Below are 24,182 nucleotides of genomic sequence, written 5' to 3'. Positions count from 1 at the left end.
GCTCCCGGGCCGGGCCCCGCCCGGGACCGGCCCCGCCCCGCCCCGCCCCCGGCCGGGCCGCGTCCGGGACCGGGAGTTGCTCATGGGAGGAGGACCGCTATACGTCCGCCAGAACGGCCCTCGTCCCATGATCAACTCCGGGTGGGGGCCGGCGGCGGATCGGTAGCATGGCCGAGGATGGGGCGGGCGGCGGTCCCGCCCACGGATGTCGGTCGGGGAGCGGTTTGGTGGGTGCCGGTGCGCGTCGTTCGCGCGGTCACCGCGTGGGCCGCGCCGGCGTGCTCCTGGCCTCGCTGCTCGCGGTCGCCGGGCTCGTCATCGCGCTGGCCGTGCATCGGGACGACGCCCGGGCCAACCCGAATTCGGCGATCTTCGTCTCGCTGCCGCCGCTGACCGGCCCGGCCCCGACCGACCGGGCAGTTCCGCCGCTGGTCGGTCCCGGCCCCGGCGCCGACCCGCTCACGCCGGCCGGCCGCGGCGGCCTGACCACCACCCCGTCCACCCCCGGGGATGACCCGGCGACCTCCGCGCCCTGGCCGGCGCCGCCCGCCGACCCGACGGTGGCCGTCGACGCCGCGCTGGCCCGGGCGGCCGGCGACGGGGTGAGCACGGGCGTGGTGGTGCTCGACCGGCGCACCGGTGCGGTGCTCCTCGCCCGAGGGGCCGAGGACCCCTTTCCGTCGCTGAGCCTGCTGAAGGTGATGATCGCCGCCGACGTGCTGACCACCGGCTGGCCGGCCGACCTCGACGGCCCGGGCAACACCGCTGCCACGTCCGCCGGGTCGGCCGCGCCCGAGCCGACTCGACCGTCGGCCTCGGACGGAGCCGGAGCCGAGCCGGGCGACCCGCCGGCGACCGAGGAGTCGGTGCCCGTGCCGAACGACCCGGCGCAGATCGACGCCGTGCTCACCCGGATGATCGCCACCTCCGACGACGTGATCGCCAGCGACCTGTACGAGGCGACCGGCGGCGACGCGATGGTGCAGCGGGTGGCCACGCGGTACGGGATGACCGGCACCCGCCCCACGCCGGACGGGACCTACTGGGGCAACGTGCAGGTCACCGCGGCGGACCTGGCCGCACTGCTGGATGGCGTGCTGGCCGACCCGGCGACCGCCACCGTCATCGGCCCGGCGATGCGGTCGACCACGGCGACCGCCGCCGACGGCGTCGACCAGCGCTTCGGGCTGCGCGCGGTGCCCGGTGCCGGCTCGAAACAGGGCTGGGGCTGCTGCCTCTCGGGCATCGCGGGGATCCACTCGATGGGCTTCACGGACGACCGGATCGTCGTCGTGCTCTCCGGGGTCGAGCCGGACGACCCGAGCCTGGGCGAGCAGGACGGCCTGGCGCTGCAGGCCGACCCGGGCGCCCGGGCCGGCTTCACCGCCGTGGACGACGTGGTGCGTGCGGCCCTGGCCGGACCGGCCGGGTAACGTGCGGTGATGCCGACCGCACCGACCGCCGAGACCATCGTCACCGCACCGAAAGTCCTGCTGCACGACCACCTCGACGGTGGGCTGCGGCCGGCCACGCTGATCGAGCTGGCGGACCAGTTGGGGTATCGCGACCTGCCGGCGACCACCCCGGCGGAACTGGCCGCCTGGTTCTCCGAGTCCGCCTATTCGGGGTCGCTGGAGCGCTACCTGGAGACGTTCACCCACACCCTGGCGGTGATGCAGACCCGGGAATCACTCATCCGGGTCACCTTCGAGTGCGTGCAGGACCTCGCCGCCGACGGCGTCGTCTACGCCGAGGTCAGGTTCGCGCCGGAACTGCACACCGACCAGGGTCTGTCGCTGGACGAGGTGGTCCGCGCGGTGCTGGACGGGGTCGCGGCCGGCACCGCGGCCGCGGCGGCGGCCGGGCACGGGATCCGGGCGACCATCCTGCTGACCGCGATGCGGCACGCGGCGCGGTCGCGGGAGATCGCCGAGCTGGCCGTGGCGTTCCGCGATCAGGGGGTGGCCGGCTTCGACATCGCCGGCGCCGAGGCCGGATTCCCGCCCACCCGGCACCTGGACGCGTTCGAGTACCTGCGCCGGGAGAACGCGCACTTCACCATCCATGCGGGGGAGGGGTTCGGGCTGCCGTCCATCTGGGAGGCGATCCAGTGGTGCGGCGCCGACCGGCTCGGGCACGGCGTGCGGATCGTGGACGACATCACCGTGCATCCGGGGGGCCGGGTGGAGCTCGGCCGGCTGGCCGCGTACGTGCGGGACAAGCGGATCCCGCTGGAAATGGCCCCGACCTCCAACGTGCAGACCGGCGCGGCCACCTCGATCGCCGAGCACCCGATCGGACTGCTGGCCGAGCTGAAGTTCCGGGTCACCGTCAACACCGACAACCGGCTCATGTCCGGCTGCTCGATGACCAGCGAGATGACCGGCCTGGTCGAGGCTTTCGGCTACGGCTGGGACGAACTCCAATGGTTCACGGTGAACGCCATGAAGTCCGCCTTCATCCCGTTCGACGAGCGGCTGGCCATCATCGACGAGGTCATCAAGCCCGGCTACGACCGGCTGCGGCGCGGCTGATCCCCGGCGCGGCTGATCCCCGGCCCGGACCGGTCCCGCGCGGATCAACTGCGCCCGCGCGGATCAACTCGCAGCGAATGTGACCGGTGCGACCGGAGTTGCCGACTTCGTCCGCGCGGGCGGGTGCAACCGGAGCCGCACCCGCAGCGGGGGTCGGTTGCGGCCGGTTCGGTTGCGGCGGATTCGTTGCGGCCGGGCTCAGCCGCGGCTGCCGTCCCACTCCAGGGTGGCGGCGAACCGGTCGACCAGCACCGACCAGGCGGCGGCCTCGTCGTCGAACGGCGGCGACGGGGGCAGGCGATCCGGGTCGGGCCGGGTGATCGCGCTGATCAGGTTGCCCAGCGGGGTGGACGAGCCGACCGCCTCGACGGTCTCCTCGTCGCCGCGCTCCAGGGCCCCGTCGATCAGCAACTCGACCGCGAGCTCCAGTTGCCGGCCGTCGACCGCCTCCGGACCCTCTTTCAGCGCATCGGCCAGACCGTCGAGCCGGTAGGTGTTCTCGGGGCCGGCGAGCACTGCGGCCTCGCCGTCGGTGACCGCCGTCCGGATCTCCGGCCAGACCTCCAGGGTCGACAGACGATGCGTGACATCGGCGGTCATCAGGTAGTTCTCCAGCTCCTCGGCCGAGGAGTAGACCTGGATGCGATGGTTCTCGGCCAGGAAGACCGGCTCGTCGCCCAGGTAACAGCGCAGGGTGTACCCGGTGCGGCCGCCGACGGTGATCTCCAGGCAGTCGACGCCGGTCTCGTCCCAGAACTCGAGGTCCTCGTCGCGCTCCTCGTCCTCCTCCGGCTCGACGGTCTCGCCCGTCTTGTCGACCGCGCTGATGGCGGCCTGCTCGGCCTTGGTCGAGGTGAGCTCCTCGGCGTCGATCTCCGGGGTCGAGACGATCGCGTCGATCGCGTCGATCACCTCGTCCCACCGTTCGGCGATGACGGCGCCCATCTCGTTCCAGAGCTTCTCGCCGTTGCGCCCGGTGAAGGCCGTCTGGCCGAGCGGCAGAACGGCGAAGCCGTCGGCCGAGCCGAGGATCTCATCGACGACCTCGAGGTCGCACACGTCGGCCAGCGACCGCACGATGGTGACCGTGTCGGTCAGCGCGGCCAGCGTCCAGATGTCCGGGATCTCGGCGACGAGATCCGGCACGCCCACGATGTCGTACACATGGTCGTCGTCCGGCCGCAGTTCGTCGACCAGCAGTTCGGCGGCGGTGTCCCACTCCGGATGGTCGATCAGGTCGTGCTCGTCCGACGAGCGGATGAACGCGGCCAGGTGGGCGGGGGAGGGGAAGACGTAGAGATCGTCACCGTGCCCGAGGAACGCCTCCCATTCCTCGCCGTCCTCCAACCACTGCGGCGCCCACAGCGTGTAGACGTTGCCGTCGGTCAGTCCGAGCTGGATGGGGATGATGTCGGCGGCCACCGGGGTCCTTCCGTGCACGTGACGACGCCCGGCGGAGGTTCCGACGGAGCGGCGCCAGCTTAGTCGGCCCACCTGGACCGAACGTGTCAGCCGGCCGGGAGAGGCGTGGGACGCCCTGGATCAGCTGGCGTCGCCGGATCCGACGGCCCGGATGACCACGACGTCACCGGCACTCAGATACGCCTGCGCACCGAACCCGGACGTGGTGAAGGCCGCGTCAAGGGCCGCGCCGGACAGCCACGGGCCCGCGCCGGCGGCGGCCAGCACGTCCGAAGGCAGCGCGGGCAGCTGCGCGGCGGACAGTCCGGCTGTGGTTCGCAGACCTGCGGCCACGGTGGGATCCAGCTGGACGGCCGCGTCGATCCAGTAGGTGCTCGGTCCCGGTACCGCCGGGTCGCCGGTGGTGCCGGAACGCCAGCTGACGGCCACCGGGTCGCCGAGCGGAGGGAACCGGCGAACCAGGGGGTCCTCGTCGGTCCGGAGCGGGCCGGGGTCGGCGCGGGTGGCACTCGGCAGCAGGGTGGTGCCGGTCGGTACGGCCGGGCCCGCCGTGCACGCCGCCAGCATCAGTCCGACGGCGACGAGCACGCCGGCGCCGGCCTGCCGTCCGCCCCGCGTCCCCACCATGACTGGCACAGTAGCCAGACCGGGACGACACCGTCGGCATTGCGCTGGCGCCCGGCGGCCCGGCCGGGACATGATGGTCCGGCCCCCGACACGACGGGGCGACCGAGACCCGATACCGACGATCGAGAATTCAGCCCGGGAGGCCACCATGACCGAGCAGGCAGCGCAGAACCCGTCGGAGTCGGACGCCGAGGAGGCGCCGGTCACCCAGTCCACCAAGGACAAGTTCGCCGCCGCCCTGGCCAAGAAGAAGGCCGACGGGCAGACCCGCAGCGCCCATCTCGACGGGCACAGTGGCGTCGGCGGGGCGACCGCCAGCCACAAGGCGACCCGGCAGTTCCGGCGCAAGTCCGGCTGAGTGCCGGTCCCGGCATTCGCCCCGGTGCAGATCGACTGGGGCATGCGCACCGATCGAGGTCGCGTCCGGGAGTCGAACGAGGACGCCGGCGTGGCCCGGCCGCCACTGTTCGTGGTGGCCGACGGCATGGGTGGACATGCGGCCGGCGAGACGGCCAGCGCCGCGGTGGCCGGCCGGTTCGGCGATCCCGGACCGGACGCGGTGACGCCGGAGTGGATCACCGACCGGCTGGTCCGGGCCAACCACGACATCCGCAGCGGCGCGGGTGGCGGGAGCACGGTGACCGGGGCGGCCATCGCCGAGCGGGACGGTGACATCCACTGGCTCGTCTTCAACATCGGTGACTCCCGTGCCTACCTGTCCCGCGCGACGGGTCTGCGCCGGATCACCGTCGACCACTCGATGGTCCAGGAGATGGTCGACGCCGGGACGCTGAGCGAGCAGGATGCCCGGTCGCATCCCGGGCGGCACATCATCACCCGGGCCGTCGGGACGGCGGCCGAGCCTCGACCGGACTTCTGGTGGGTCCCGGTCCAGCCGGCAGACCGCCTCCTGCTGTGCTCGGACGGGCTGACCGGAGAGCTGGACGACGCGACGATCGCCGAGATCCTGCGCCGGCCTCAGCCGGCGCAGGACATCGCCGATCAGCTCACGGAGGCGGCGCTGGCGGCCGGCGGTCGGGACAACATCACCTGCGTGGTGGTCGACGTGGGTCGGACGGACGATCGGGTGACGGTCGAACGGGACCCGCAGGTGGGTGAATCCGGGTAGGCCCTTCCCGGTATCGGCGGTATCGTCGGCCGATCGGGTGGACCCGGGACCGACGGTTCGACCGAGAACGACCGCGGGGGGCGGCATGACCGGAGTGGCCGGGCACTGTCCGCAGTGCGGCACGCCCCGTTCGGGCGGGCGCTGGTGCGCGCAGTGCGGCTCCCCACAGGCGGCGTCGCGGACCGGACGGGCCGCTTCCCGGGCGGCACCGGTCGCTCTCATCGTCGTGACGATCCTGATCCTCGGCGTGGTCAGCTTCGTCGGGGCCCGGTGGTGGTTGTCCCGGGACGATGGCGGCGTGACGCCGGCACCGGTCGCCGCGGAGCCGCCACCGTCGTCGACCGGCGAAGCCGCCCGCCCGGCCAAGAAGCCGGCCGTCCCGGGTGCGACCGGCCCGTCGTCGTCGGCCACCCTTTTCACGCCCACGGCGAGCCCGACCGCCGCCCCGACGACCGTGATCACCACCGCGACCGTCACCGCGGCCGCCGCTCCGGCCCCGGCCGCCGACCCGACCACGACCGGAACGGTGCCCGGTGTCGAGACGATCGCCGGCGTCCCTCGGCACGACATCGGTTGCGATCGAACTTATATCGTGGTCCTCGGCTCCGCCTTGGACCGGGCCGCCTTCGCCGGGACGGCCACCGCGCTCGGAGCCGCCTATCCCGGGGCGAAGTTCCTGGACACGGGTTCGTCGTGCCTGAACTTCCGTTCGCTCTCCGCGCTGGTGCTGTACGAGGGCCCGTACGGCACTGCGGGTGACGCCTGTGCCGCCCGTTTCGCCGGCACCCGCGACGCGTACGTCAAGGTCGCCGATCCCGCGGTCACCGAACGCACGGTGAGCTGCCTGTGCCCGCCTGCGGGCGCGCTGCCCGATCTCGGGCCGGGCGATCAGGACCCCTACGTGACCGAGGCCCAGTACGCCCTGCAGCGCCTGGGCTTCTACGCCGGTGACGGCACCGGCACGTTCGACGGTGCGACCCAGGACGCGGTGCGGTCCTTCCAGTCCGGCAAGGGATTGCCGGTGGACGGACGGCTGTCCGCGACGACGTGGCCCCAGTTGGCGGCGGCAGACTGCGCGGCGTGAGGAGGTCGAGGCGATGAGGTGCCCGGGTTGTGCTGCACCGGACCAGGGTGGTCGTTTCTGCACCCGCTGCGGCGGGCGCCTGCCCGTCGCCGACCCGCCCGGGGTCAGCCTGGCCAAGCGAGGGCGGGTCGGACCGACCGATCCGACCGTGCTCGGACCCGGGTACCCCGGATTCGGCTCGCCGTCGCCCGCCGGACCGATTCCGCCGTCGCCGCCGACGATCCCGGAGCGGACGAGAACGGATCGCCCGCGTCGCCCGGCCGCGGCCCTGCTGATCGGCGTGACCGTGGTCGCCCTGCTCGCGGCGGGGGCCGGGGTCTGGTTCCTCGTGCGACCGGTCGGCGGCGAGGAGGGCACCGCGATCGCGCCGACCGCCGCGCCGACCGCCGTGACGACCGCATCGGCAGGGAGCGGAGCCGGCTCCTCCGGCGGTGGGGACCCCACGTCCGGGCTGGCCCCGCCGGTGCGGCCGGCCCCGGTCGGGCCCGGTGGCGGCAAGGACGGCGCCGATCCCTCGTCCGCCCCGGCGACCACGGTGACCTCGGTGCAGACCACGACGGTCAGCGTGGATCCCATGGGGGGCGACCGGAGCGACATCGCCTGCGGCAGCGGCTACATCGTGCAGATCGCGTCCGAACTGGACGAGCCGACCTTCCGCGCCCGCGTCGCCACCCTGCGCGCGAACGGCACCCTGCCGCCGGACGCCCGGTGGACCCAGACCTCGGCCGGCTGCCCGCTGTTCACCACCCAGGCCAACGTCTACGTCCTGTACAGCGGACCGTTCGACACGTGGGCGGCGGCGTGCCCGGACCGGCTCGGCGCACCGCCGGACGCGTTCGTCAAGCCGACGGACCCCGCCTCGGTCGGAGCCTTTCTGACCTGCCTGTGCCCGGCCGACAGCACCGCCCTCCCGGCGATCACGACGGTGGGCGAGCGAGGGGTCTGGGTCGGCGAACTGCAACGGGTGCTGGGCGCGGGCCTGGACTACGACGTCGGTCCGATCAATGCGAGCGCCGGCGACCCGGGGCACTGGGGCGAATACACCGAGCCGACCGCCGCGGCGGTCGGCCGGTTCCAGGCGGATCAGGGTCTGCCGGTGACCCGCCAGGTCGACGCGACGACCTGGTCCAGGCTCCGATCCGCCCGGTGCGGCTGACCCGGACCCCTGGAGTCGGCCGAGCGTGCGAGGCCGCCATGGAGGCCGTCGGACCGGGCGCAGGCAATCTGGCGACGCCGGAGCCCGGATGGTCAGCGCGGTCCTACAGCACGACCACCGAGCGCAGCACGTCACCGTGATGCATCTTGTCGAACGCGGCCTCGATGCCGTCGATCCCGATGGTCTCGGTGACGAACTTGTCCAGGGGCAGCCGGCCCTGCAGGAAAAGGTCGGACAGCACGGGGAAGTCGCGGCTGGGCAGGCAGTCGCCGTACCAGGCGGACTTGAGCGATCCGCCGCGGCCGAAGAAGTCCAGCAGCGGCATGTCCAGCTGCATGGTCGGGGTGGGCACGCCGACCAGCACCACGGTGCCGGCCAGGTCGCGTCCGTAGAACGCCTGCTTCCAGGTCTCGGGCCGGCCGACGGCGTCGATCGCCACGTCGACGCCGAACCCGCCGGTGGCGGCCTGGATCTGCTCGACCACGTCGCCGTCCTCCGGGTGGACGGTGTGCGTCGCCCCGAACTCCTTGGCCCACTCCAGTTTCCGGCGGTCCGTGTCGACGGCGATGATGGTGTGCGCGCCGACCAGGGCGGCCCCGGCGATGGCCGCATCGCCGACGCCGCCGCACCCGATGACCGCGACCGAGTCGTTGCGGGTGACGGCCCCGGTGTTGATCGCGGCGCCGATCCCGGCCATCACGCCGCAGCCGAGCAGCCCGGCGACCTGCGGCGGCACCCGGGGGTCGACCTTGGTGCACTGACCGGCGGCGACGAGCGTCTTCTCGGCGAACGCGCCGATGCCCAGGGCGGGGGACAGCGGCGTGCCGTCGGTCAGGGTCATCTTCTGCTGCGCGTTGTGGGTGGCGAAGCAGTACCAGGGCCGGCCCCGCCGGCACGCCCGGCACTGGCCGCAGACGGCGCGCCAGTTCAGGATGACGTAGTCACCGGGTGCCACCTCGGTGACGCCGGGGCCGACCGCGGACACGACGCCGGCCGCCTCGTGGCCGAGCAGGTACGGGTAGTCGTCGCCGATCCCGCCGAGCTTGTAGTGCAGGTCGGTGTGGCAGACCCCGCAGGCCTGCACGTCGACCAGGGCCTCACCCGGACCCGGCTCCGGAACCACGATGGTGGTCAGCTGGACGGGTGCGTCCTTGGCCGGCGACACCACACCCTGAACCTCGTACGCCATGAACGGAGCTCCTTCGCCTTCGCCGATCCCGGTCGATCACCGCAGGCGAGGGTAACCCGTTCGGCCGCGCTCAGGCGGCCCGGCCGCCCCGCCCGGGAGCGGTGTCCGCCGGCGCGGCGGCGCCGGCCAGCCGGCCCAGCTCGGCCAGCCGGGGGCCGAGCCGGTAGCGCCGGTCCGGGTCGCGCACCAGGGCGTGCCACTCGGCGAGTGCGGCGATCATCCGGGAGGTCGTGCTGACCGGCAGGCCCGACCGGCGGGCCAGCTCGGTCAGGGTCAGCCGCGGATGGTCGGCGTCGAACGCGTCGAGGATGTCGGTCGCGCGGCGCAGCACGGACGCCGGGGTGTCGTCCCGGCGGGGCATGAACGGCACGGTGCCTCCTCCTTCTCCGGCGGTCCGGCCGACCCTCAGCCGGTGAGGGTGGCGGTGGTGACGCCGAACCCGGCGATGTACTCGCGGATCGGCCGGTAGAAGCTGTAGGTCACCTTGTAGTCGCCGGCGGCACCGAGCGCGGCGTAGGCGGCGATCCAGGTGCGGACCTCGTGCGAGCTGTTCCCGGCGACCTCGGTCATCCAGTCCGGCGTCCACGCGTCCAGCGGGGTGAGGTCGCCGGACGCCAGGATGTCCATCAGGGTCCGGTCCCAGTCCGGCGCCAGATCCTTGATGTCGGCCTCGCCCGCGGCGAACGCGCGCGCGGTGTCGATGACCCGCTGCTGGCGCTCGTCCCGGGCCTGCGCGGTCAGATGCCGGCCGCCACCGAGCAGGAAGTCGCGCTGCTCGGGGGTGGCGGTGGCGATGCGGGGGACGGGCGGGTCGTGGGACAGGCCGCCGGACGCCAGGAAGAGCACCTTCTGATCCGGCTGGGTTCGCTCCCGCTGGGCGAAGTACCGGCCGACCGCCTCGCCGAACAGGCGGATCCGCTGCACGGGGCTGAACGGCGGGGCCACGCAGTTGAGGAAGATCGGGATGACCGGTTTGGCGGCGATGTCGCCGTACATCAGCTCCAGCGGCTGGACGGCGCCGTGGTCGACCTCCATCCGCAGCGAGACCGCGGTATCCAGACCGGAGTCCAGAACGGATGAGGCCAACTCCTTCGCCACTTCGGTGGGCACATCCAGCGGGCCGGCCTGCGACCCGTAGTCGCCGATGGAGACGGCGTCGTAGCCGATGCAAAACGTCGGCATGAGCTCGTAGAAGAAGCCGTTGTAGTGGTCCGGCCCGAAGGTGACGATCAGGTCGGGGTCGTAGGCGTGGACGAAGCTGCGCGCGGCGTCGAAGGCTTCGGTCACGGCGGCGGTGGTGTCCGGTCCGGGGTCGACGTGCTCGAGCAGGGGACTGTGCGACATGGACAGCAGGGCGACGGTCATGACCGGACGGCTCCTTCCAGCAGGAAGTCCAGGTGGATGCGGTTGAAGGTGTCGGTGTCCTCGTACTGCGGCCAGTGCCCGCAGTTGTCCATGACGGCCAGCCGGCCGTTCGGGATGAGACCGGCGATCCGCCGCCCCTCGTCGACCGGCCCGGACGGGTCCTTGGTCGTCCACAGCACCATCGCCGGGGCCTGGATCGCCCGCAGATCGTCGTCGGACAGCATGTTCCGCCTGCGGGTCGGGAGATCCTGCAGCGCCATGTTCATCTCGCAGGCCATCAGCCAGTCCGGTTGCTCGAAGATCTGCTGCCGGGTGCGGATCAGGTCGTCGGTGACCATCGTCGGGTCGGCCATCAGCCACTCCAGGCGGGCCTTGACCCGCTCCCACGACGGGTCCTTGGCCGCCTCCATCGACAGCGTGTACAGCCGCTCCATCACCGTCGGGTTGGCCATGGTGCCGCCCATGGTGTTCAGCACGATCCGGTCGACCTTCTCCGGATACAGCTGCGCGAAGCGGGCGGTCACCCAGCCACCCAGCGATTCCCCGGAGAACGAGGCCTTCTCGACCCCGATCGCGTCCAGCAGGCCGAGGACCTGGTCGATGTAGTGGGGGATCTCCAGCGGGTGCTCGGGTTTCGCGCTGTAACCGTGCCCGATGAAATCGATCGCCCACACGTCGAAATGCGCGGCGTGCGCCTGGAGGTTGCGGACGTAGGCCTCCGCGTGCCCGGTGATGCCGTGCAGCAGGATCAGGGCCGGCTTGCTCGCGTCACCCGCGTGCAGGTAGCGGGTGCGGTAGCCGCCGGCGTCGAGAAAGCCCTGGGCGAAGCTGACCTGGTTCAGGTCGGACCAGACGCTCGTATAGGGACGCTCGGTCATGATGGGGTCAATCATTTCTGGTCGGGAGGTCGCGGCCGGCGTCAGGCGGCCCGGAACGAGATCGCGGTCAGCAGCGAGGCCAGCAGGGCGGGCGCGTCCTGCGTGAGGCCGGCGGCGGCGACGAAGCGGTCCGGACGCAGGAAGACCACCGGGGTGGGGCGGTCGTCGAACCAGCGCTTGATCTCGCCGGTCCGGTCGGCGGCGACGATCGTCCCGTCGCCGGGGATGTCGCTGGGGGGGTCGTTGTGCAGCTGGGTGACCGGCCGCAGCGAGATCAGCGTGGCCCCCAGCGCCTTGAGCGTGATCAGGTCGTCGGCGGAGAAGATCTGCGCGGGATTGGTGCCCCAGCACAGGACCGCCCAGGTCGCGCCGATCAGGTCGTCCAGCAGCACGTCGGAGCGGTCGGCCGTGTCGACCCGGGGCTGGATGAACTGGGTACCGACCGGCGAGACCTTGGTGTTCGCCGACGCCACCGGCTGGGACGTGCCGGTCAGGGTGGCGGCCGAGCGGCCGGCCTGGAGGGTGGTCGCGTCCACGACGGCGCCCCGGTGGTACCGGGGCATCGGCTTGTACCGCATCTCGGCGAAGTACCGCTTGACCGGGGGCGCGGCGTTCAGCACGGCCGCGGCCGCGTCCCGCACTCCGGCGACGACCCTGTTGGTGGGCTTGATGACCCGGCCGAAGGCGACCGAGATGTCGATCATGGCCTTGGCGTGGTCGCGGCGTTCGACGTCGTAGGTGTCCAGCAGCGCGTCGTCGCAGTCGCCCCGGAGGACGGCGGCGAGCTTCCAGGCCAGGTTGGTGGAGTCGCGCATGCCGGAGTTGTAACCCTGGCCCTGCCACACCGGCATCAGGTGCGCGGCGTCGCCGGCGAGGAAGATGCGTCCCTGGCGGAAGGAGCCGGCGATCCGGGAGTGGTGCGTGTAGACGCGCTGACGGATGAAGTTCAGCGACGCCGGGTGCGGCACATGGTCCTTGAGCAGGTCTTCGACGAAGGTCGGGTCGTCGACCAGCGAATCGGGCTCGTCGTCGAACAGCATGAACTCGAACCGGCGGATGGCGTGCGGCAACCCGAGGGAGACGTACGGCCGCCGCGGGTCGGCGCCCAGGAAGACGTTCGGGGTGCCCAGCGGATCGTCGTTGACGTCGATCACCAGCCATCGGGTCGATGGCGACTGCCCCTCGAAGCTGACGCCGATGTGCTTGCGGGTGCGGCTCTTTCCGCCGTCGGCACCGACCAGGTAGGCCGCCCGCAGGGTCTGTGGACCGCGCGGCGTCGACACCCCCAGTTCGACGTGATCGCCGTGGTCGGCGATGGTCTCGACGGTGTGCTCGAAGCGCAGGTCGACGTGGTCGAAGCGGTCGAGTCCCTGCGCCAGCACCTTGTCGACCAGGGGCTGGACGAACGCGTTGCGCCGGGACCAACCGAATTCCTTGGTGCCGGGCTTGATCTCGGCGATCACCCGGCCCTTGCCGTTGACCAGGCGCATGACGTGCTGGGGCGTGGTGTGTGGCAGCACCTGCTCGACCAGGCCCATCGTCTGCAACGAGCGCAGCGACTCGTCGTCCAGCCCGACGCCGCGGGGGAAGTCGATCAGTTCGGGCAGCTGCTCCAGCACGATCACCCGCACGCCCTGCCGCCCGAGCAGGTTGGCCAGGCCGAGACCGGCCGGGCCGGCACCGACGATCAGCACGTCGGCGTCGAGGTCCGGGCCGGGTCCGGCCGGTGCGTCGTCGGCGGGCGGGGTGTTGGTCATCGTTGACTCCCTCGACTGTCTGAGTGATGTGCGTTTAACGAACATGCACGTGCGTTATACGAACACTATGTCGACGTCGGGAGGGTCTGTCAAGAGGCCTCGCGGGGTGATCAGGCCGGGCTCCGGAAATCAGCCGCGGGGGTCACGCACCTCGGCCACCCCCAGCACGACGAACCAGCCGGTGACGAGCAACGACCCGGCCAGGAAAAGCGCGTCGGTGACGCCGTTCCCGCCGCCGACGGTGATCACCACGACCGTGGCCGCCGTGAGGATGCCGGCCCCGGCCGCCGCGGCGCGCAGGACCCGGCCCGGCGCGCGCGGGCCGCGGTAGGCGACGGCCAGCAGTACCGGGACGACGCCGAGCACGAGCACGTACCAGATCACGGCGAGCGAGCTGTTGATCGCGGCGACGGCATCGGCCGACCAGTACGGGAACGCGTTCCACTCGGGTTCCACCGCGACGAAGGACGCCGCCTGCCGGGGCAGACCGATGCCGTCGACACCCTGCTGGGCGACGCCGATCGTGCCGCCCACCACCAGGGCCCAGCCGGCCGCGTCGAGTGCGGCCGCCCGGCCGGCGGCGGCCGGGCCGCGGCCGGACCGGCAGATCGGCACCAGGCCGATCACCAGCCCCGCCAGGGCGATCCCGATGAGCAGCGTTGCGACCGGCCAGACGACCGAGCCGGCGATCATCCGGTAGTCCTCGACGCCGTCACCCGTGCTGCGGGGATGCAGGACGTTGCCGGCCACCGCCAGCGCGGCGGACCCGATCAGACTCCAGCCCCGGATCCGGTGCCCGCCGGGGGCCGGCGTCGCCGTCAGCGGCTCACGCGGGCCGGGGGGAGTGACGGCGGGCTGGACGGTGCTGTCGTTCATCACGATCGCCTCCGAATCGGTGCGGCGGCGACACCGGGACGGGTCGGCCTGCCGCTCCCGACGATGGCCCCGGTTGGGCGCCGGCGGATCGGGGCAGGCCCGCGAATCGGGCTCAGGGCCCGCCCCGATGCGCAGGTCGGAGCCGTCGCCCACACTGGGGCGATGGTCGCCCGGGCCGAACCTTCCGAAGCGCGGACGGACGTGCTCGTGGTCGACGATCACGCCGGCTTCCGCCGGCTGGCCCGACGGATGCTCGAGTCGGCCGGTTTCACGGTGGCCGAGGCGGCGGACGGGGCCGCGGCCGCCGGGGCCGCTCGCACCTTGCGGCCCCGGCTGGTGCTGCTGGACATCCAGCTGCCCGACACCGACGGCTTCGCCCTGGCCCGTCAGCTGTCCGGCACGCATCCCGATCAAGTCATCGTGCTGACGTCCGGGCGGGACCCGGCGGACTTCGGGGGCCGGGTCGAATCGGCGCCGGCGGCCGGCTTCGTGGCCAAGGAGCGGGTGTCCGCCTCCGTCATCCGCTCGTTCCTGGGTCGGGGGTAGGGGTGTCGACCCGTCGACGGCTGGCCGGGATCGTCGGTGCGAGCGCCGCACTGATCTTCGTCCTGTATTGCGCGTACTTCGGTGGCTGGCCCGAGCCGTTCGGTGACCCCACGCTGTTCGTGCTGTCGTCGGCCGTGGTCGCGGCCGCGTACCTGATCGTGGGTCACCTGTCGGCGGCCGAGCATCCGGACCGCCGGATCGGATTGCTGTTCAGCGTGGTTGGCTACCTCTACCTGCTGCGATCGGTGGGCTATCTGCACGAGACCTGGTCGTTCGCGATTGGTCTCGCCACCGTGAGTGCGTATCAGGCCGCCCTCGCCCATCTGGGTCTGGCCTGGCCGTCCGGGCGACTGCGATCGCGTTTCGAGGCGGCCCTGGTGGTTGCGATCTACACCTACAACGTCGGCCACAACGTGCTCCTGCTGCTGTTCCGCGATCACCAGGTCGAAGGCTGTGCCACCTGTCCGGAGAATCCGCTGCTGGTCGACGCCGACCCGGCGGCGCTCGCCCGGATCGACGGCCTCTCGATCTTCATCAGCCAGCTGTTCACGATCACCGTGGTCGGGGTGATCGTGTGGCACTGGCGGACATCGCAGGGATACCGCCGCAGGTCGATGAACCGGCTGGTACTGGTGGCCATGCCCATCGCGGCGTACAGCGTTCTCGTCGACCTCACCGCGCGATTCGAGCCCGACCTGCCGGACGAACTCGTCTACGCCGTGGGGCCGCTGCTCCTGCTGTCCGCTCCGGTGGCCCAATGGGCCGAGCTGCGCCGGGCCGCGGTCGCCCGCGCCGCCGTCGGCCAGGCGCTGGTGGGTCTCGATCCGGGACCCACCCCGGCGGCGCTGGAGGATGCGCTGCGCAGTGCGGTCGGCGACAACGAGATCCGGCTGGCCCTGCGGGAGGACGACCGGACCGGCTACCGTGACGTCGCCGGTGTCGACGTCGACCCCGCCCGGTTGCCGCCGGGGCGCACCGCGGTCCGGCTGGACACCCGCGCGGACTGGGTGATGGTGGTCGATTCGCACCTGAGCGACGAGCCCGAGCTGCTCGAAATGGTGGTGGCCGCCGCGCGACTCGCGCTGGACCACGCCCGGATGCGGGCCGAGATCGGGGCTCAGTTGGCCGAGGTCCGGGAATCCCGGGCCCGCATCGTGCAGGCCGCGGACGCGGCCCGGCGCCAGCTCGAACGCGACCTGCACGACGGCGCGCAGCAACGGCTGGTCACGCTGAGTCTGGCGGTCGGCCTGGCCCGGGCCAGCCTTCCGGACGACGACGCGCACACCCGGGAGCTGCTCGACACGGCCGCCGGCGAGGCGGCCGCTGCGCTGACCGAGTTGCGTGATCTGGCCCGCGGCATCCATCCCGCGGTGCTGACCGAGAGCGGTCTGGCCGGCGGCATCCTCGCGCTGGCCGAGCGCAGTCCGGTCCCGGTGACGATCGCGACGGTGCCGTCCGGCCGCTACCCGGCGTCGGTCGAGGTCACGGCCTACTTCCTGGTCGCCGAGGCATTGGCCAACGTCAGCAAGCACGCGCCCGGCGCGGCGGCCACGGTCACGATCGGCCACGGCGCCGCCACCCTCGACGTCGAGATCGCCGACGACGGTCCCGGCGGAGCGGTCGTCCGGGCCGGATCCGGGCTCGGCGGGTTGGCCGACCGGGTCGCGGCGGCCGGCGGTCGACTGGACGTGCGCAGCCCGGTAGGGGCCGGAACCGTGGTGCGGGCGGTCCTGCCGGTGACCGACCCGGAGAGCGGCACCCCACCGCCGCAGGTGCGGCGATGACGACGCCGGGCCGGACACGGGTGCTGCTCGCCGAGGACTCCGCGCTGCTCCGGGCGGGGCTGACCCACGTGCTGGAGCACGCCGGGATGGAGGTGGTAGGGGTTGCCGGCGACGCCGACCGGCTGCTCACCCTGGTCGCCGAGCTGCTTCCCGACCTCGCCGTCACCGACATCCGGATGCCGCCGACGCAGACCACGGAGGGCCTCCGGGCGGCCCGACACATCCGCCGCGACCACCCGGGCATCGGGGTACTGGTGCTGTCCCAGCACGTGGAGACCGAGACGCTGTTCGAGTTGCTCGGCGACGACCCGGCCGGCTTCGGCTACCTGCTCAAGGACCGGATCGCCGACGTCGCCGAGTTCACCGCGGCGGTCCGTCGGGTGGCGTCGGGCGGATCGGTGATCGACCCCGACGTCGTCGCCCGGCTCGTCGCCCGGGGTCGGCGGGACCGCACGCTCGACCGGCTCACCGACCGGGAACGGGACGTGCTGGGCCTGATGGCGCAGGGCCGCTCGAATCCGGCCATCGCCCGGGCGCTGGTGCTGTCGGACAAGACGGTCGAGACGCACGTCGGGCACATCTTCAGCAAGTTGGGCATCGAGTCGACCGGTCAGGAGCACCGGCGCGTGCTTGCGGTGCTGACCGCGCTGGGCCGTGGCTGAGAGCCGTCCGACCACCGGCGGATCGGTGCCCGGTCAGTTCTGGGCGCCGTCGGACAGGGCCCGCCCCAGCTCGGCGGCGGCGGCGAGCACGGCGGGCAGGGCCTGCTCGATCAGTTCCGGCCGGTAGGTGATGAGGTTGATGCAGGCCGCGACCGCACGGTCGGGATACGGGATCGGGACGGCCAGCCCGTACGCGCCCGGTTCGACCTCGGCGAACGAGGTGGCATAGCCGTCGGCGCGGGCCCGGCGCACCCGGTCGCCGTCCTGCGGGGTCGGCGGGAGAATCGAGGAGAGCGCGTGGCCGGCCGCCCCCCGGTCCAACGGGTGGGTGCTGCCTTCAGCGAAAACGATCCGGTAGCGAGATGTCTCGGACTCGACGACGGCCAGCGCGACCGCCTCGCCGTTCTCCACCACCAGCAACGACACGGTGGAACCGACCGCGTTGGCCAGCCGGCGCAGGATCGGCACCGCGGCCGCCCGCAAGGTGTTGTACGCCCCCGCGGTCAGCTGGAGCAGGCCGACACCGCCGCGGAACTTGCCGTCCGGGCCGCGGCTGACCAGGCCGGCGTCGACCAGGGTGGTCAACAGGCGATAGGCGATGGTGCGGTGGACGCCGAGCAGGTCGCCGACATCCTGGGCCGAGAGCCCGTCCGGCGCCGCGACCACGGCCTTGAGCGCGGACAGCCCCCGGGCGAGGGTCTGTGCGCCGCCGGTCGATGTTCCGGTCGCCTGAGCCATGGGCGTCAGCGTATCCGCCACACCCTCTTGACAACGGCCGCCCAGGTCCCGACGATGTTCTCTATACGCACGGCAACGTGCGAAATATGCACAAGACCGGGAGCGCGCCCCGGGGAACCAGCCCCGTTCTCAGGCCCAACGATTCAATGGAGCGTCCATGAGCCAGCCCGCCGCCGCATCCGCGGTCGTCCCCACCGTCGACGGGGAGAAGGATCGTGCCCGCCGCCGGGCGATGATCTCGAGCTATCTCGGCACCACCGTCGAGTACTACGACTTCCTGCTGTACGGGACGGCCGCCAGCCTGGTCTTCCCGTCCCTGTTCTTCCACCAGCTGTCCCCGATGGCCGCGACCATCGCCTCGTTCGGCACCCTGGCGGTCGGGTATCTGGCCCGCCCGATCGGCGGCGTCATCTTCGGCCACTTCGGTGACAAGTTCGGCCGCAAAAACATTCTCATCATCACGCTGGTGATGATGGGCGGCGTCAGCTTCCTCATCGGCCTGCTGCCCACCCAGGAGACCATCGGCATGGCCGCGCCGATCCTGCTGGTCACGTTGCGCATCATCCAGGGCTTCGCGGTCGGTGGCGAATGGGCCGGGGCCGCGCTGATGTCGATGGAACACGCCGCGCCCAAGGGTCGCGGGTTCGCCGCCAGCATCGTCGCCTCCGGCGGCCCGTCCGGCGCCGTGCTGGCCACGCTGGTGCTCACCGCGTTCTCCGTGCTGCCCGACGACCAGTTCCTGGCCTGGGGCTGGCGGGTGCCGTTCCTGCTGTCCGCGATCCTGGTGATCATCGCGTTCTTCATGCGGATGCGGGTCACCGAGTCGCCGGAATTCGTCGCCGCCATGGCGGCCAAGGCCGCGACCGAAGCCGCCGACAAGGCCGCCAACAAGGCCGCGCCCAAGCAGAAGGCCCCGCTGCTGACCGTGCTGCGGCACTACCCCCGACAGACTCTCGAGGCCGTCGTCGGCGGTCTGGCCCCGCTGTTCATCCAGTCGCTGCTGGCCACGTTCATGCTGACCTATGCGGTGTCGGCCGGGCACAGCCGGACGTCGGCGCTGATCCTGGTCACCGTGGCCAATGCCATCCACATCCTGACGATCCCTGCGTTCGCGGCGCTGTCCGACCGGGTCGGCCGCAAACCGGTGATGGTGTCCGGGGCGATCGCCGGTGCCGTGCTGATCTTCCCGATCTTCGCTCTCGTCGGCCAGGGCTCCTGGGCCGCGCTGCTGCTGGCGTTCGTGCTGGGCAACCCGATCGTGCAGGCCTTGATGTACGGCCCGATGGGCGCCTGGATGAGCGAGAAGTTCCCGGCCGACTCCCGGTACACCGGGGTGGCGCTGAGCTACCAGGTGTCCTCGACGCTGGGCGCCGGTCTGGCCCCGCTGGTCGCCACCGCCCTGCTCGCCTCGACCGGTGGTACCAGCATCGTGCCGATCGCGATCCTGTTCGTGGTGCTCTGCGTGCTGTCCGGGATCACGTTCCTGTTCAGCAAGGAGACCGCCGGCGCCGAGCTGGCGCTCACCACCGAGGAGCGGATCGACCTGGAGGCCGCGACCCTGCGCTGACCGGCCAAGGACCGGACGAGCCACGCCCCCGGGAGGGGGCGTGGCTCCTGGTCGTTCGGGCGATCAGGCGCGGGCGGCGATCCGGGTCATCTCGGCGCGGGAGATGACCTTGACCCGGCCCCGGCCGACCGGCTCGCCCGCGGTCAGCTCGTGGGCGTCCAGGCGGTCCCAGCCGGCGAAGTCGGTGAGCGGCAGGCCCTTGCCGGCCAGCAGCGCGTCGACGTCGGCCGGGCTGCGGTGCGGGGCCGGGGTCAGATCCGGCGCATCGGCCAGCAGGTTCGCGATCGTCTCGGCGGCGTCGGACTTGGTGTGCCCGATCAGGCCGACCGGACCCCGCTTGACCCACCCGGTCGCGTACAGCCCGGGCATGCGGTCCCCGTCCAGGTCGATCAACCGGCCGCCGTCGTTCGGCAGCACCAGGCGGAAGGTGTCGAACGGCAGGTCCTCGATCGCCTCCGACCGGTAGCCGACCGCCCGGTACACCGCCTGGACGTCCCAATCGGTGAATTCCCCGGTGCCGCGGACCGAGCCGTCGCCGGTGAGCTCCTGCCGCTCGGTGCGCAGGCCGGTCACCCCGCCGTCGGCGCCCGCTGACCCCAGGATCTCGACCGGGTTCTCCAGGAAGTGGATGTGGATGCGGCGGTGCGGGCCCGGCCGCGGGTCGCGCATGGCCCAGTCGGACAGCACGTCCACGACCATCCGCAACGACTTGCTCCGGCCCAGCGCGGCCTCGGACTCGGCGTCGAACTCCATGCCCTCCGGCGCGACGAGCACCTGGACGTTCGGCGAGTGGTCCAGCTCGCGCAGCTCCACCGGGGTGAACTTGGCCTGGGCCGGACCCCGCCGGGCGAACATGTGCACGTCGGTGATCGTCGAATCGGCCAGCGCCGCATGCACGTGCGGCGGGATGTCGGTGGCCAGCAGTTCGTCGGCGGAGCGGGCCAGGATCCGGGCCACATCCAGCCCGACGTTGCCCACGCCGATGACGGCCACCGACCTCTGCTGCGACAGGTCCCAGGTCTGCTCGCGATCGGGGTGGGAGTCGTAGAAGGCGACGAAGTCGGCCGCGCCGTACGAGCGCGGCAGGTCCTCACCGGGGATGCGCAGCGACCGGTCCCGCTCGGCGCCGGTCGCGAAGACGACGGCGTCGTAGTAGTGCCGCAGCTCGTCGACCTTGACGTCGACGCCCACGTGCACGTTGCCGATGAACCGGATGCGCTCGTTCTCCAGCACGCGGTGCAGCGCGACGATGATCGCCTTGATCCGCGGGTGGTCGGGGGCGACGCCGTACCGGATCAGGCCGTACGGGGTGGGCAACCGATCGAAGATGTCGACCGATGCCTCGGGGTCCTTGGTGGTCAGGATATCGGCGGCGTAGATGCCGGCCGGTCCGGCGCCGACGACGGCGACGCGAAGGGGCGGTGTCATGCGGCACTCCAGGTAGAAGTTAGGTAACCCTTCTAAAGTAGGTCGCGATGTCGTGCGGGGAGCCCGTTCGTGATCAAGCTCGCAGCCGGGCAACCCGTGGGTTCGACCGGCCGTGAACGGCTGGACCGGGCCCGGTGCGGGGCCGTCCTCGGGGCGGGCTTGGCCGGGGTGGGCTTTCGCCTCGGGGCGGGCTTGCCCTCGGAGAGGCCGTCGCCGATCGTGGCCCGGCGCCGTCGCCTGCACGAACGCGGCCGGTCCCGCCCCGTTGGCGGAACCTGCGCCACCACGTTGCGGGCTTGATGGATGGCTGGGGTTCAGTCGGTGCGCGGATCCGGGGTTCGTCCGGGAAGGGCGGCGGGCGCTCGTGGGTGCGGCGCCACCGGGGTCCCTGGGGTGCGCGCCGGAGTTGGTGGAACCTGCGCCATCACGTTGCGGGCTTGAAGGATGGTTGGGGTTCAGTCGGCGGGTGCGCGGATCCGGGGTTCGTCGGGGAGGGGCGGCGGGCGCTCGTGGGTGCGGCGCCCCCGGGGTCCTGACGTCGCGCGCCGGAGCTGGCGGAACCTGGGCCGTCACCCGGAGACCCCTTGAGCACGGTCCAGGTGCCGTCAACCCGGCCGGTCCGGTTCAGGCGCCCGCCGCGTGGGCTCGATGAAGTCGCTCGATGGTGCGGCGGATCAGGGCGATCACTTCCTCCGGCTGCTCGGCGATCTGGCGCGGAGTGAACCGGAGCACGAGGTAGCCCTGATCGACGAGGACGTTCTGGCGCCGGTGGTCGTGCTCGTGCTGCTCGGGGGTGCTGTGATGCCGTCGGCCGTCCACCTCGACGATCAGTTTCACGTCGTCGAACCTCAGGTCGGGGTAGTGACGTCGATCGGCGATCCACACCGCCGCGTTGGCGGTCCATCCGGTGATGCCCGCTCGGCGCAGGAGCTCGTGCAGAGCGCGCTCCGGGCTCGACCACGGGTTGTCCGCGACCTCCGCGTGGCGGCTGCGCGCGGTCACCTGGCCACGCCGGTGGAATCCGAGCGTGAGCGCTTCGGTGAGGTCGCCCGCGCCCGCACCGAGCCGGAGGGCGGTCTCCAGGAGGTCAGGCCGTCCGGTTCGGGCCAGCCGGAAGCACGTCGCGGCCGGCGTCGTGAGCAGCAGCCGGCGCTCCCGCTCGACCTCGCGACTGTCCAGGTCCGATCGGATGACCGTGACGTGCGGACTCGCCGACATCCGGCGCGCCCGGGGGACGACCACCTCGATCACGTCGGGCGGGCGGTCGGTCAACCTCCACCACCAGGCCGCCGCGTGACCGGTGATGACGGCGTCGTCGCCGGCCCAGAGGGATGTCGCCCGCACCCGGGTGGTCGGCGCGATTGGGTCGACCTCGACGGCGTACACCCGCGGCAGCACCTTGACCCAGGAGCCGCGGCGAAGGCGACTGTCGACGGTGGGTTCGGGCAGCCCCGCGGCGAGCGCCTGATCGCGTCGGATCACGCCGTCCTGCAGCCGCAGGACCGCGTCGAGCCCGGCGTGCAGAGCGAGCACAGCGCCGTCCATGTGCTCAGTTCAGTCGTGCCGATCCCCGGCGCGCGGCCCGCCGTCGCGAATGTGGATGAAAGTCGGACATGGGGACAATCCGGCCTGCGCTCGGCCCGCGGTGACGGAACCTGCGCCATCATTCTGCGGCCCTGTTGCCCGGGGGAGGTGCCGTCAGCGGGGTGGAGAGCCGGCTCGGTTGCCCGGTGGAGGTGCCGTCAGCGGGGTGGGGCGGGGCGCCGGGGTGCGGGTACGGCCGAGGTGCGGCCGGAGCGTCGAGCGGGGAGCTCAGTCGGGCGGTGACGGCACCTGAGCCATCACTTTCCGGCTCGGTTGCACGGTGGAGGTGCCGTCAGCTGCGCGCTGATCCGCACGTGACGGGGGCCGGGACCGCGCCCCGGAAACGCCCGGCTCAGTACCCGCCGCCGCCGGCCAGCGAGACCGCGCCGGTGGGATGCCAGACGGTCTTGATCTCCAGGAACGCGCGCAGCCGGGCGGTGCCGGGCGGCCGGCGGAAGTCCTGCGGGCCGGGGGAGTAGACGCGCTTGACGGTGCCGGCCGCGGCCTCCTCCAGGGCGACGCGGTCGGCCGGGTCGGTACCGGTGAGGTCCAGCGCGTTGACGTCGCCGTGCGCGGCCAGGTGCGGCGCCATCTCCAACGGGTCTCCGGTCAGGATGTTGACCACCCCGCCCGGCACGTCGGACGTGGCCAGCACCTCGGCCAGGGTGATGGCCGCCAGCGGCGCGTCGCGGGAGGCGAGCAGCACGCAGGCATTGCCGGAGGTGATGATCGGCGCGAGCACCGAGACCAGGCCGAGCAGCGGATCACCGGCCGGCGCGACGGCCGCGACGACGCCGGTCGGCTCCGGCGTCGAGAACGAGAAGAACGGTCCGGCAACGGGATTGGCACTGCCGAACACCTGGGCCAGCTTGTCGGTCCAGCCGGCGTAGTGCACCCACCGGTCGATCGCCGCGTCGACCGCGTCCCGGTCCGCCGGGCGCCCGCCGAGCACGTCGACGAATTGCGCCCGGCGCCCCTCCATGATCTCGGCGATCCGGTAGAGCACCTGCCCCCGGTTGTACGCGGTCGCCTTCGCCCAGCCGCCGAACGCCTTGCGGGCGGCGACCACCGCGTCGCGGGCGTCCTTGCGCGACCCTTGGGCCACGTTCGCCCGGATCGACCCGCGCGGGCCACCGGTCACCGGGTAGGTGCGACCGGACTCCGAGCGGGGGAACGCGCCACCCACGTACAGCTTGTACGTCTTGGTCACCGCCACCCGGTCCGGGCTCGCGCCGTCGGAGGGCGGCGCATCGGCCCCGGCCCCGGACGCCGGGGGTGGCGGGGCCAGCAGGTCGTCGGCCGCCTCGTCCAGCACGGCCCCGAGAATGCCGTCGGCCGCGGCCGGATCGGCCGCCGCGCGGATGGCGTCCAGGTCGCGCGCCCGCGGCTCGTCGTCGGTGTCCAGGTAGGCGGCCAGCCCGGCGCGCCCGCCCTCCCGGCCGAATCCGGACTCCTGGTACCCGCCGAACGCGGCGGTCGGGTCGAACCGGTTGAAGGTGTTGGCCCAGACCACGCCGGCCCGCAGCGCGCCAGCCATGCCCAGGATGCGCGAGCCCTTCTCCGTCCACACGCCGGCGGACAGCCCGTACGGGGTGTTGTTGGCCTTGACGATCGCCTCGTCCGGGGTGCGGAACGTCAGGACCGAGAGCACCGGCCCGAAGATCTCCTCCCGGGCGATCCGCATCGATTGCGACACGTTGGTGAAGACCGTTGGCGCGAAGAAGAAGCCGCGCTCGGGGACGGGGCAGGGCGAGGTCCAGCGCTGCGCCCCCTCCTCGTCGCCGGCGTCGGCCAGGGCTCGGATGGTGGCCAGTTGGCCGGCCGAGTTGATCGCGCCGACATCCGTGTTCTTGTCC

The 24,182-nt window shown here is 72.5% G+C and carries 22 protein-coding genes and 1 pseudogene; 10 read left to right on the top strand and 13 right to left on the bottom strand.

The features are described from left to right. Positions 1–263: 263 nt before the first annotated feature. A complete protein-coding gene (locus tag ACOJUF_RS02910) occupies positions 264–1,433 on the top strand; it encodes a hypothetical protein (protein ID WP_420120364.1) in 1,170 nt (389 codons plus the stop codon). Between the two features lie 9 nt (positions 1,434–1,442). After that, positions 1,443–2,534 carry an adenosine deaminase gene (locus ACOJUF_RS02905; protein WP_420120363.1) on the top strand — a complete coding sequence of 364 codons (1,092 nt, stop codon included), beginning with the start codon at positions 1,443–1,445 and terminating at the stop codon, positions 2,532–2,534. A gap of 198 nt (positions 2,535–2,732) precedes the next feature. Here ACOJUF_RS02905 and ACOJUF_RS02900 read toward each other — a convergent pair whose 3' ends face one another. Both ACOJUF_RS02900 and ACOJUF_RS02895 read right to left on the bottom strand, forming a co-directional pair. Beyond that, entirely contained in the window at positions 2,733–3,956 is a 1,224-nt protein-coding gene (locus ACOJUF_RS02900) for a primosomal protein (protein WP_420120362.1), read from the bottom strand. A 120-nt stretch (positions 3,957–4,076) separates the two neighbouring features. Then, entirely contained in the window at positions 4,077–4,583 is a 507-nt protein-coding gene (locus ACOJUF_RS02895; RefSeq protein ID WP_420120361.1) for a hypothetical protein, read from the bottom strand. A gap of 148 nt (positions 4,584–4,731) precedes the next feature. Between ACOJUF_RS02895 and ACOJUF_RS02890 the strand changes: the two genes are divergently transcribed. From ACOJUF_RS02890 to ACOJUF_RS02875, 4 genes are all read left to right on the top strand, one after another. After that, entirely contained in the window at positions 4,732–4,941 is a 210-nt protein-coding gene (locus ACOJUF_RS02890) for a DUF5302 family protein (protein ID WP_420120360.1), read from the top strand. Positions 4,942–4,965: 24 nt separating this feature from the next. Then, positions 4,966–5,712, top strand: coding sequence for a PP2C family protein-serine/threonine phosphatase (locus ACOJUF_RS02885; RefSeq protein WP_420120359.1), 747 nt, complete (start codon positions 4,966–4,968; stop codon positions 5,710–5,712). Positions 5,713–5,938: 226 nt separating this feature from the next. Continuing rightward, positions 5,939–6,796: a peptidoglycan-binding domain-containing protein gene (locus ACOJUF_RS02880; protein WP_420120358.1), complete on the top strand. Its 858-nt coding sequence runs from the start codon at positions 5,939–5,941 to the stop codon at positions 6,794–6,796. A gap of 280 nt (positions 6,797–7,076) precedes the next feature. After that, positions 7,077–7,952, top strand: a complete 876-nt coding sequence (locus tag ACOJUF_RS02875; protein WP_420120357.1) for a peptidoglycan-binding domain-containing protein — start codon at positions 7,077–7,079, stop codon at positions 7,950–7,952. A 103-nt stretch (positions 7,953–8,055) separates the two neighbouring features. Here the strand turns inward: ACOJUF_RS02875 and ACOJUF_RS02870 are convergent, their stop codons facing one another. The 6 genes from ACOJUF_RS02870 to ACOJUF_RS02845 all read right to left on the bottom strand — a co-directional run bounded on the left by ACOJUF_RS02870 (position 8,056) and on the right by ACOJUF_RS02845 (position 14,017). Continuing rightward, complete coding sequence (locus ACOJUF_RS02870; protein WP_420120356.1) at positions 8,056–9,141, bottom strand: S-(hydroxymethyl)mycothiol dehydrogenase; 1,086 nt, start codon at positions 9,139–9,141, stop codon at positions 8,056–8,058. Between the two features lie 70 nt (positions 9,142–9,211). Next, positions 9,212–9,502: a helix-turn-helix domain-containing protein gene (locus tag ACOJUF_RS02865; protein ID WP_420120366.1), complete on the bottom strand. Its 291-nt coding sequence runs from the start codon at positions 9,500–9,502 to the stop codon at positions 9,212–9,214. A 44-nt stretch (positions 9,503–9,546) separates the two neighbouring features. Beyond that, entirely contained in the window at positions 9,547–10,506 is a 960-nt protein-coding gene (locus ACOJUF_RS02860) for a 3-carboxyethylcatechol 2,3-dioxygenase (protein WP_420120355.1), read from the bottom strand. Beyond that, positions 10,503–11,384, bottom strand: coding sequence for an alpha/beta fold hydrolase (locus ACOJUF_RS02855; protein ID WP_420120354.1), 882 nt, complete (start codon positions 11,382–11,384; stop codon positions 10,503–10,505). Before ACOJUF_RS02855 ends, ACOJUF_RS02860 begins: the two co-directional genes overlap by 4 nt. A 41-nt stretch (positions 11,385–11,425) precedes the next feature. Next, on the bottom strand, positions 11,426–13,141 hold the full coding sequence (locus ACOJUF_RS02850) for a bifunctional 3-(3-hydroxy-phenyl)propionate/3-hydroxycinnamic acid hydroxylase (RefSeq protein WP_420120353.1): 1,716 nt from the start codon (positions 13,139–13,141) through the stop codon (positions 11,426–11,428). Positions 13,142–13,270: 129 nt separating this feature from the next. Then, entirely contained in the window at positions 13,271–14,017 is a 747-nt protein-coding gene (locus tag ACOJUF_RS02845) for a hypothetical protein (RefSeq protein ID WP_420120352.1), read from the bottom strand. Positions 14,018–14,179: 162 nt separating this feature from the next. On the opposite strand from ACOJUF_RS02845, the gene ACOJUF_RS02840 reads away from it, so the two are divergent. From ACOJUF_RS02840 to ACOJUF_RS02830, 3 genes are read left to right on the top strand one after another with little or no spacing between them, the layout of a single operon-like run. Then, the gene (locus tag ACOJUF_RS02840; RefSeq protein WP_420120351.1) at positions 14,180–14,563 is read left to right on the top strand and encodes a response regulator; all 384 of its coding nucleotides are present in this window, start codon (positions 14,180–14,182) and stop codon (positions 14,561–14,563) included. A gap of 2 nt (positions 14,564–14,565) precedes the next feature. Beyond that, positions 14,566–16,347: a sensor histidine kinase gene (locus ACOJUF_RS02835; protein ID WP_420120350.1), complete on the top strand. Its 1,782-nt coding sequence runs from the start codon at positions 14,566–14,568 to the stop codon at positions 16,345–16,347. Next, positions 16,344–17,009 carry a LuxR C-terminal-related transcriptional regulator gene (locus tag ACOJUF_RS02830; RefSeq protein WP_420120349.1) on the top strand — a complete coding sequence of 222 codons (666 nt, stop codon included), beginning with the start codon at positions 16,344–16,346 and terminating at the stop codon, positions 17,007–17,009. Before ACOJUF_RS02835 ends, ACOJUF_RS02830 begins: the two co-directional genes overlap by 4 nt. A gap of 33 nt (positions 17,010–17,042) precedes the next feature. Here the strand turns inward: ACOJUF_RS02830 and ACOJUF_RS02825 are convergent, their stop codons facing one another. Further along, entirely contained in the window at positions 17,043–17,747 is a 705-nt protein-coding gene (locus ACOJUF_RS02825) for an IclR family transcriptional regulator (RefSeq protein WP_420120348.1), read from the bottom strand. A 157-nt stretch (positions 17,748–17,904) separates the two neighbouring features. Between ACOJUF_RS02825 and ACOJUF_RS02820 the strand changes: the two genes are divergently transcribed. After that, positions 17,905–19,314, top strand: coding sequence for an MFS transporter (locus ACOJUF_RS02820; RefSeq protein WP_420120347.1), 1,410 nt, complete (start codon positions 17,905–17,907; stop codon positions 19,312–19,314). A 63-nt stretch (positions 19,315–19,377) separates the two neighbouring features. On the opposite strand, the gene ACOJUF_RS02815 is transcribed toward ACOJUF_RS02820, so the two are convergent. From ACOJUF_RS02815 to ACOJUF_RS02800, 4 genes and pseudogenes are all read right to left on the bottom strand, one after another. Then, positions 19,378–20,742 carry an FAD-dependent oxidoreductase gene (locus ACOJUF_RS02815; RefSeq protein WP_420120346.1) on the bottom strand — a complete coding sequence of 455 codons (1,365 nt, stop codon included), beginning with the start codon at positions 20,740–20,742 and terminating at the stop codon, positions 19,378–19,380. 624 nt (positions 20,743–21,366) lie between these two features. Then, the gene (locus tag ACOJUF_RS02810; protein WP_420120345.1) at positions 21,367–22,275 is read right to left on the bottom strand and encodes a DUF559 domain-containing protein; all 909 of its coding nucleotides are present in this window, start codon (positions 22,273–22,275) and stop codon (positions 21,367–21,369) included. A gap of 403 nt (positions 22,276–22,678) precedes the next feature. Next, a complete protein-coding gene (locus ACOJUF_RS02805; protein ID WP_420120365.1) occupies positions 22,679–23,542 on the bottom strand; it encodes an aldehyde dehydrogenase family protein in 864 nt (287 codons plus the stop codon). 240 nt (positions 23,543–23,782) lie between these two features. Continuing rightward, positions 23,783–24,121 (bottom strand): annotated as a pseudogene (locus ACOJUF_RS02800) (aldehyde dehydrogenase family protein); the annotation flags it as partial. Positions 24,122–24,182: the final 61 nt, after the last annotated feature.

Source organism: Nakamurella sp. (assembly GCF_048594475.1).
Lineage (GTDB): Bacteria > Actinomycetota > Actinomycetes > Mycobacteriales > Nakamurellaceae > Nakamurella.
The sequence above is the reverse complement of the archived record's forward strand: the minus strand, read 5'-3'. Positions and strand labels throughout refer to the sequence as shown.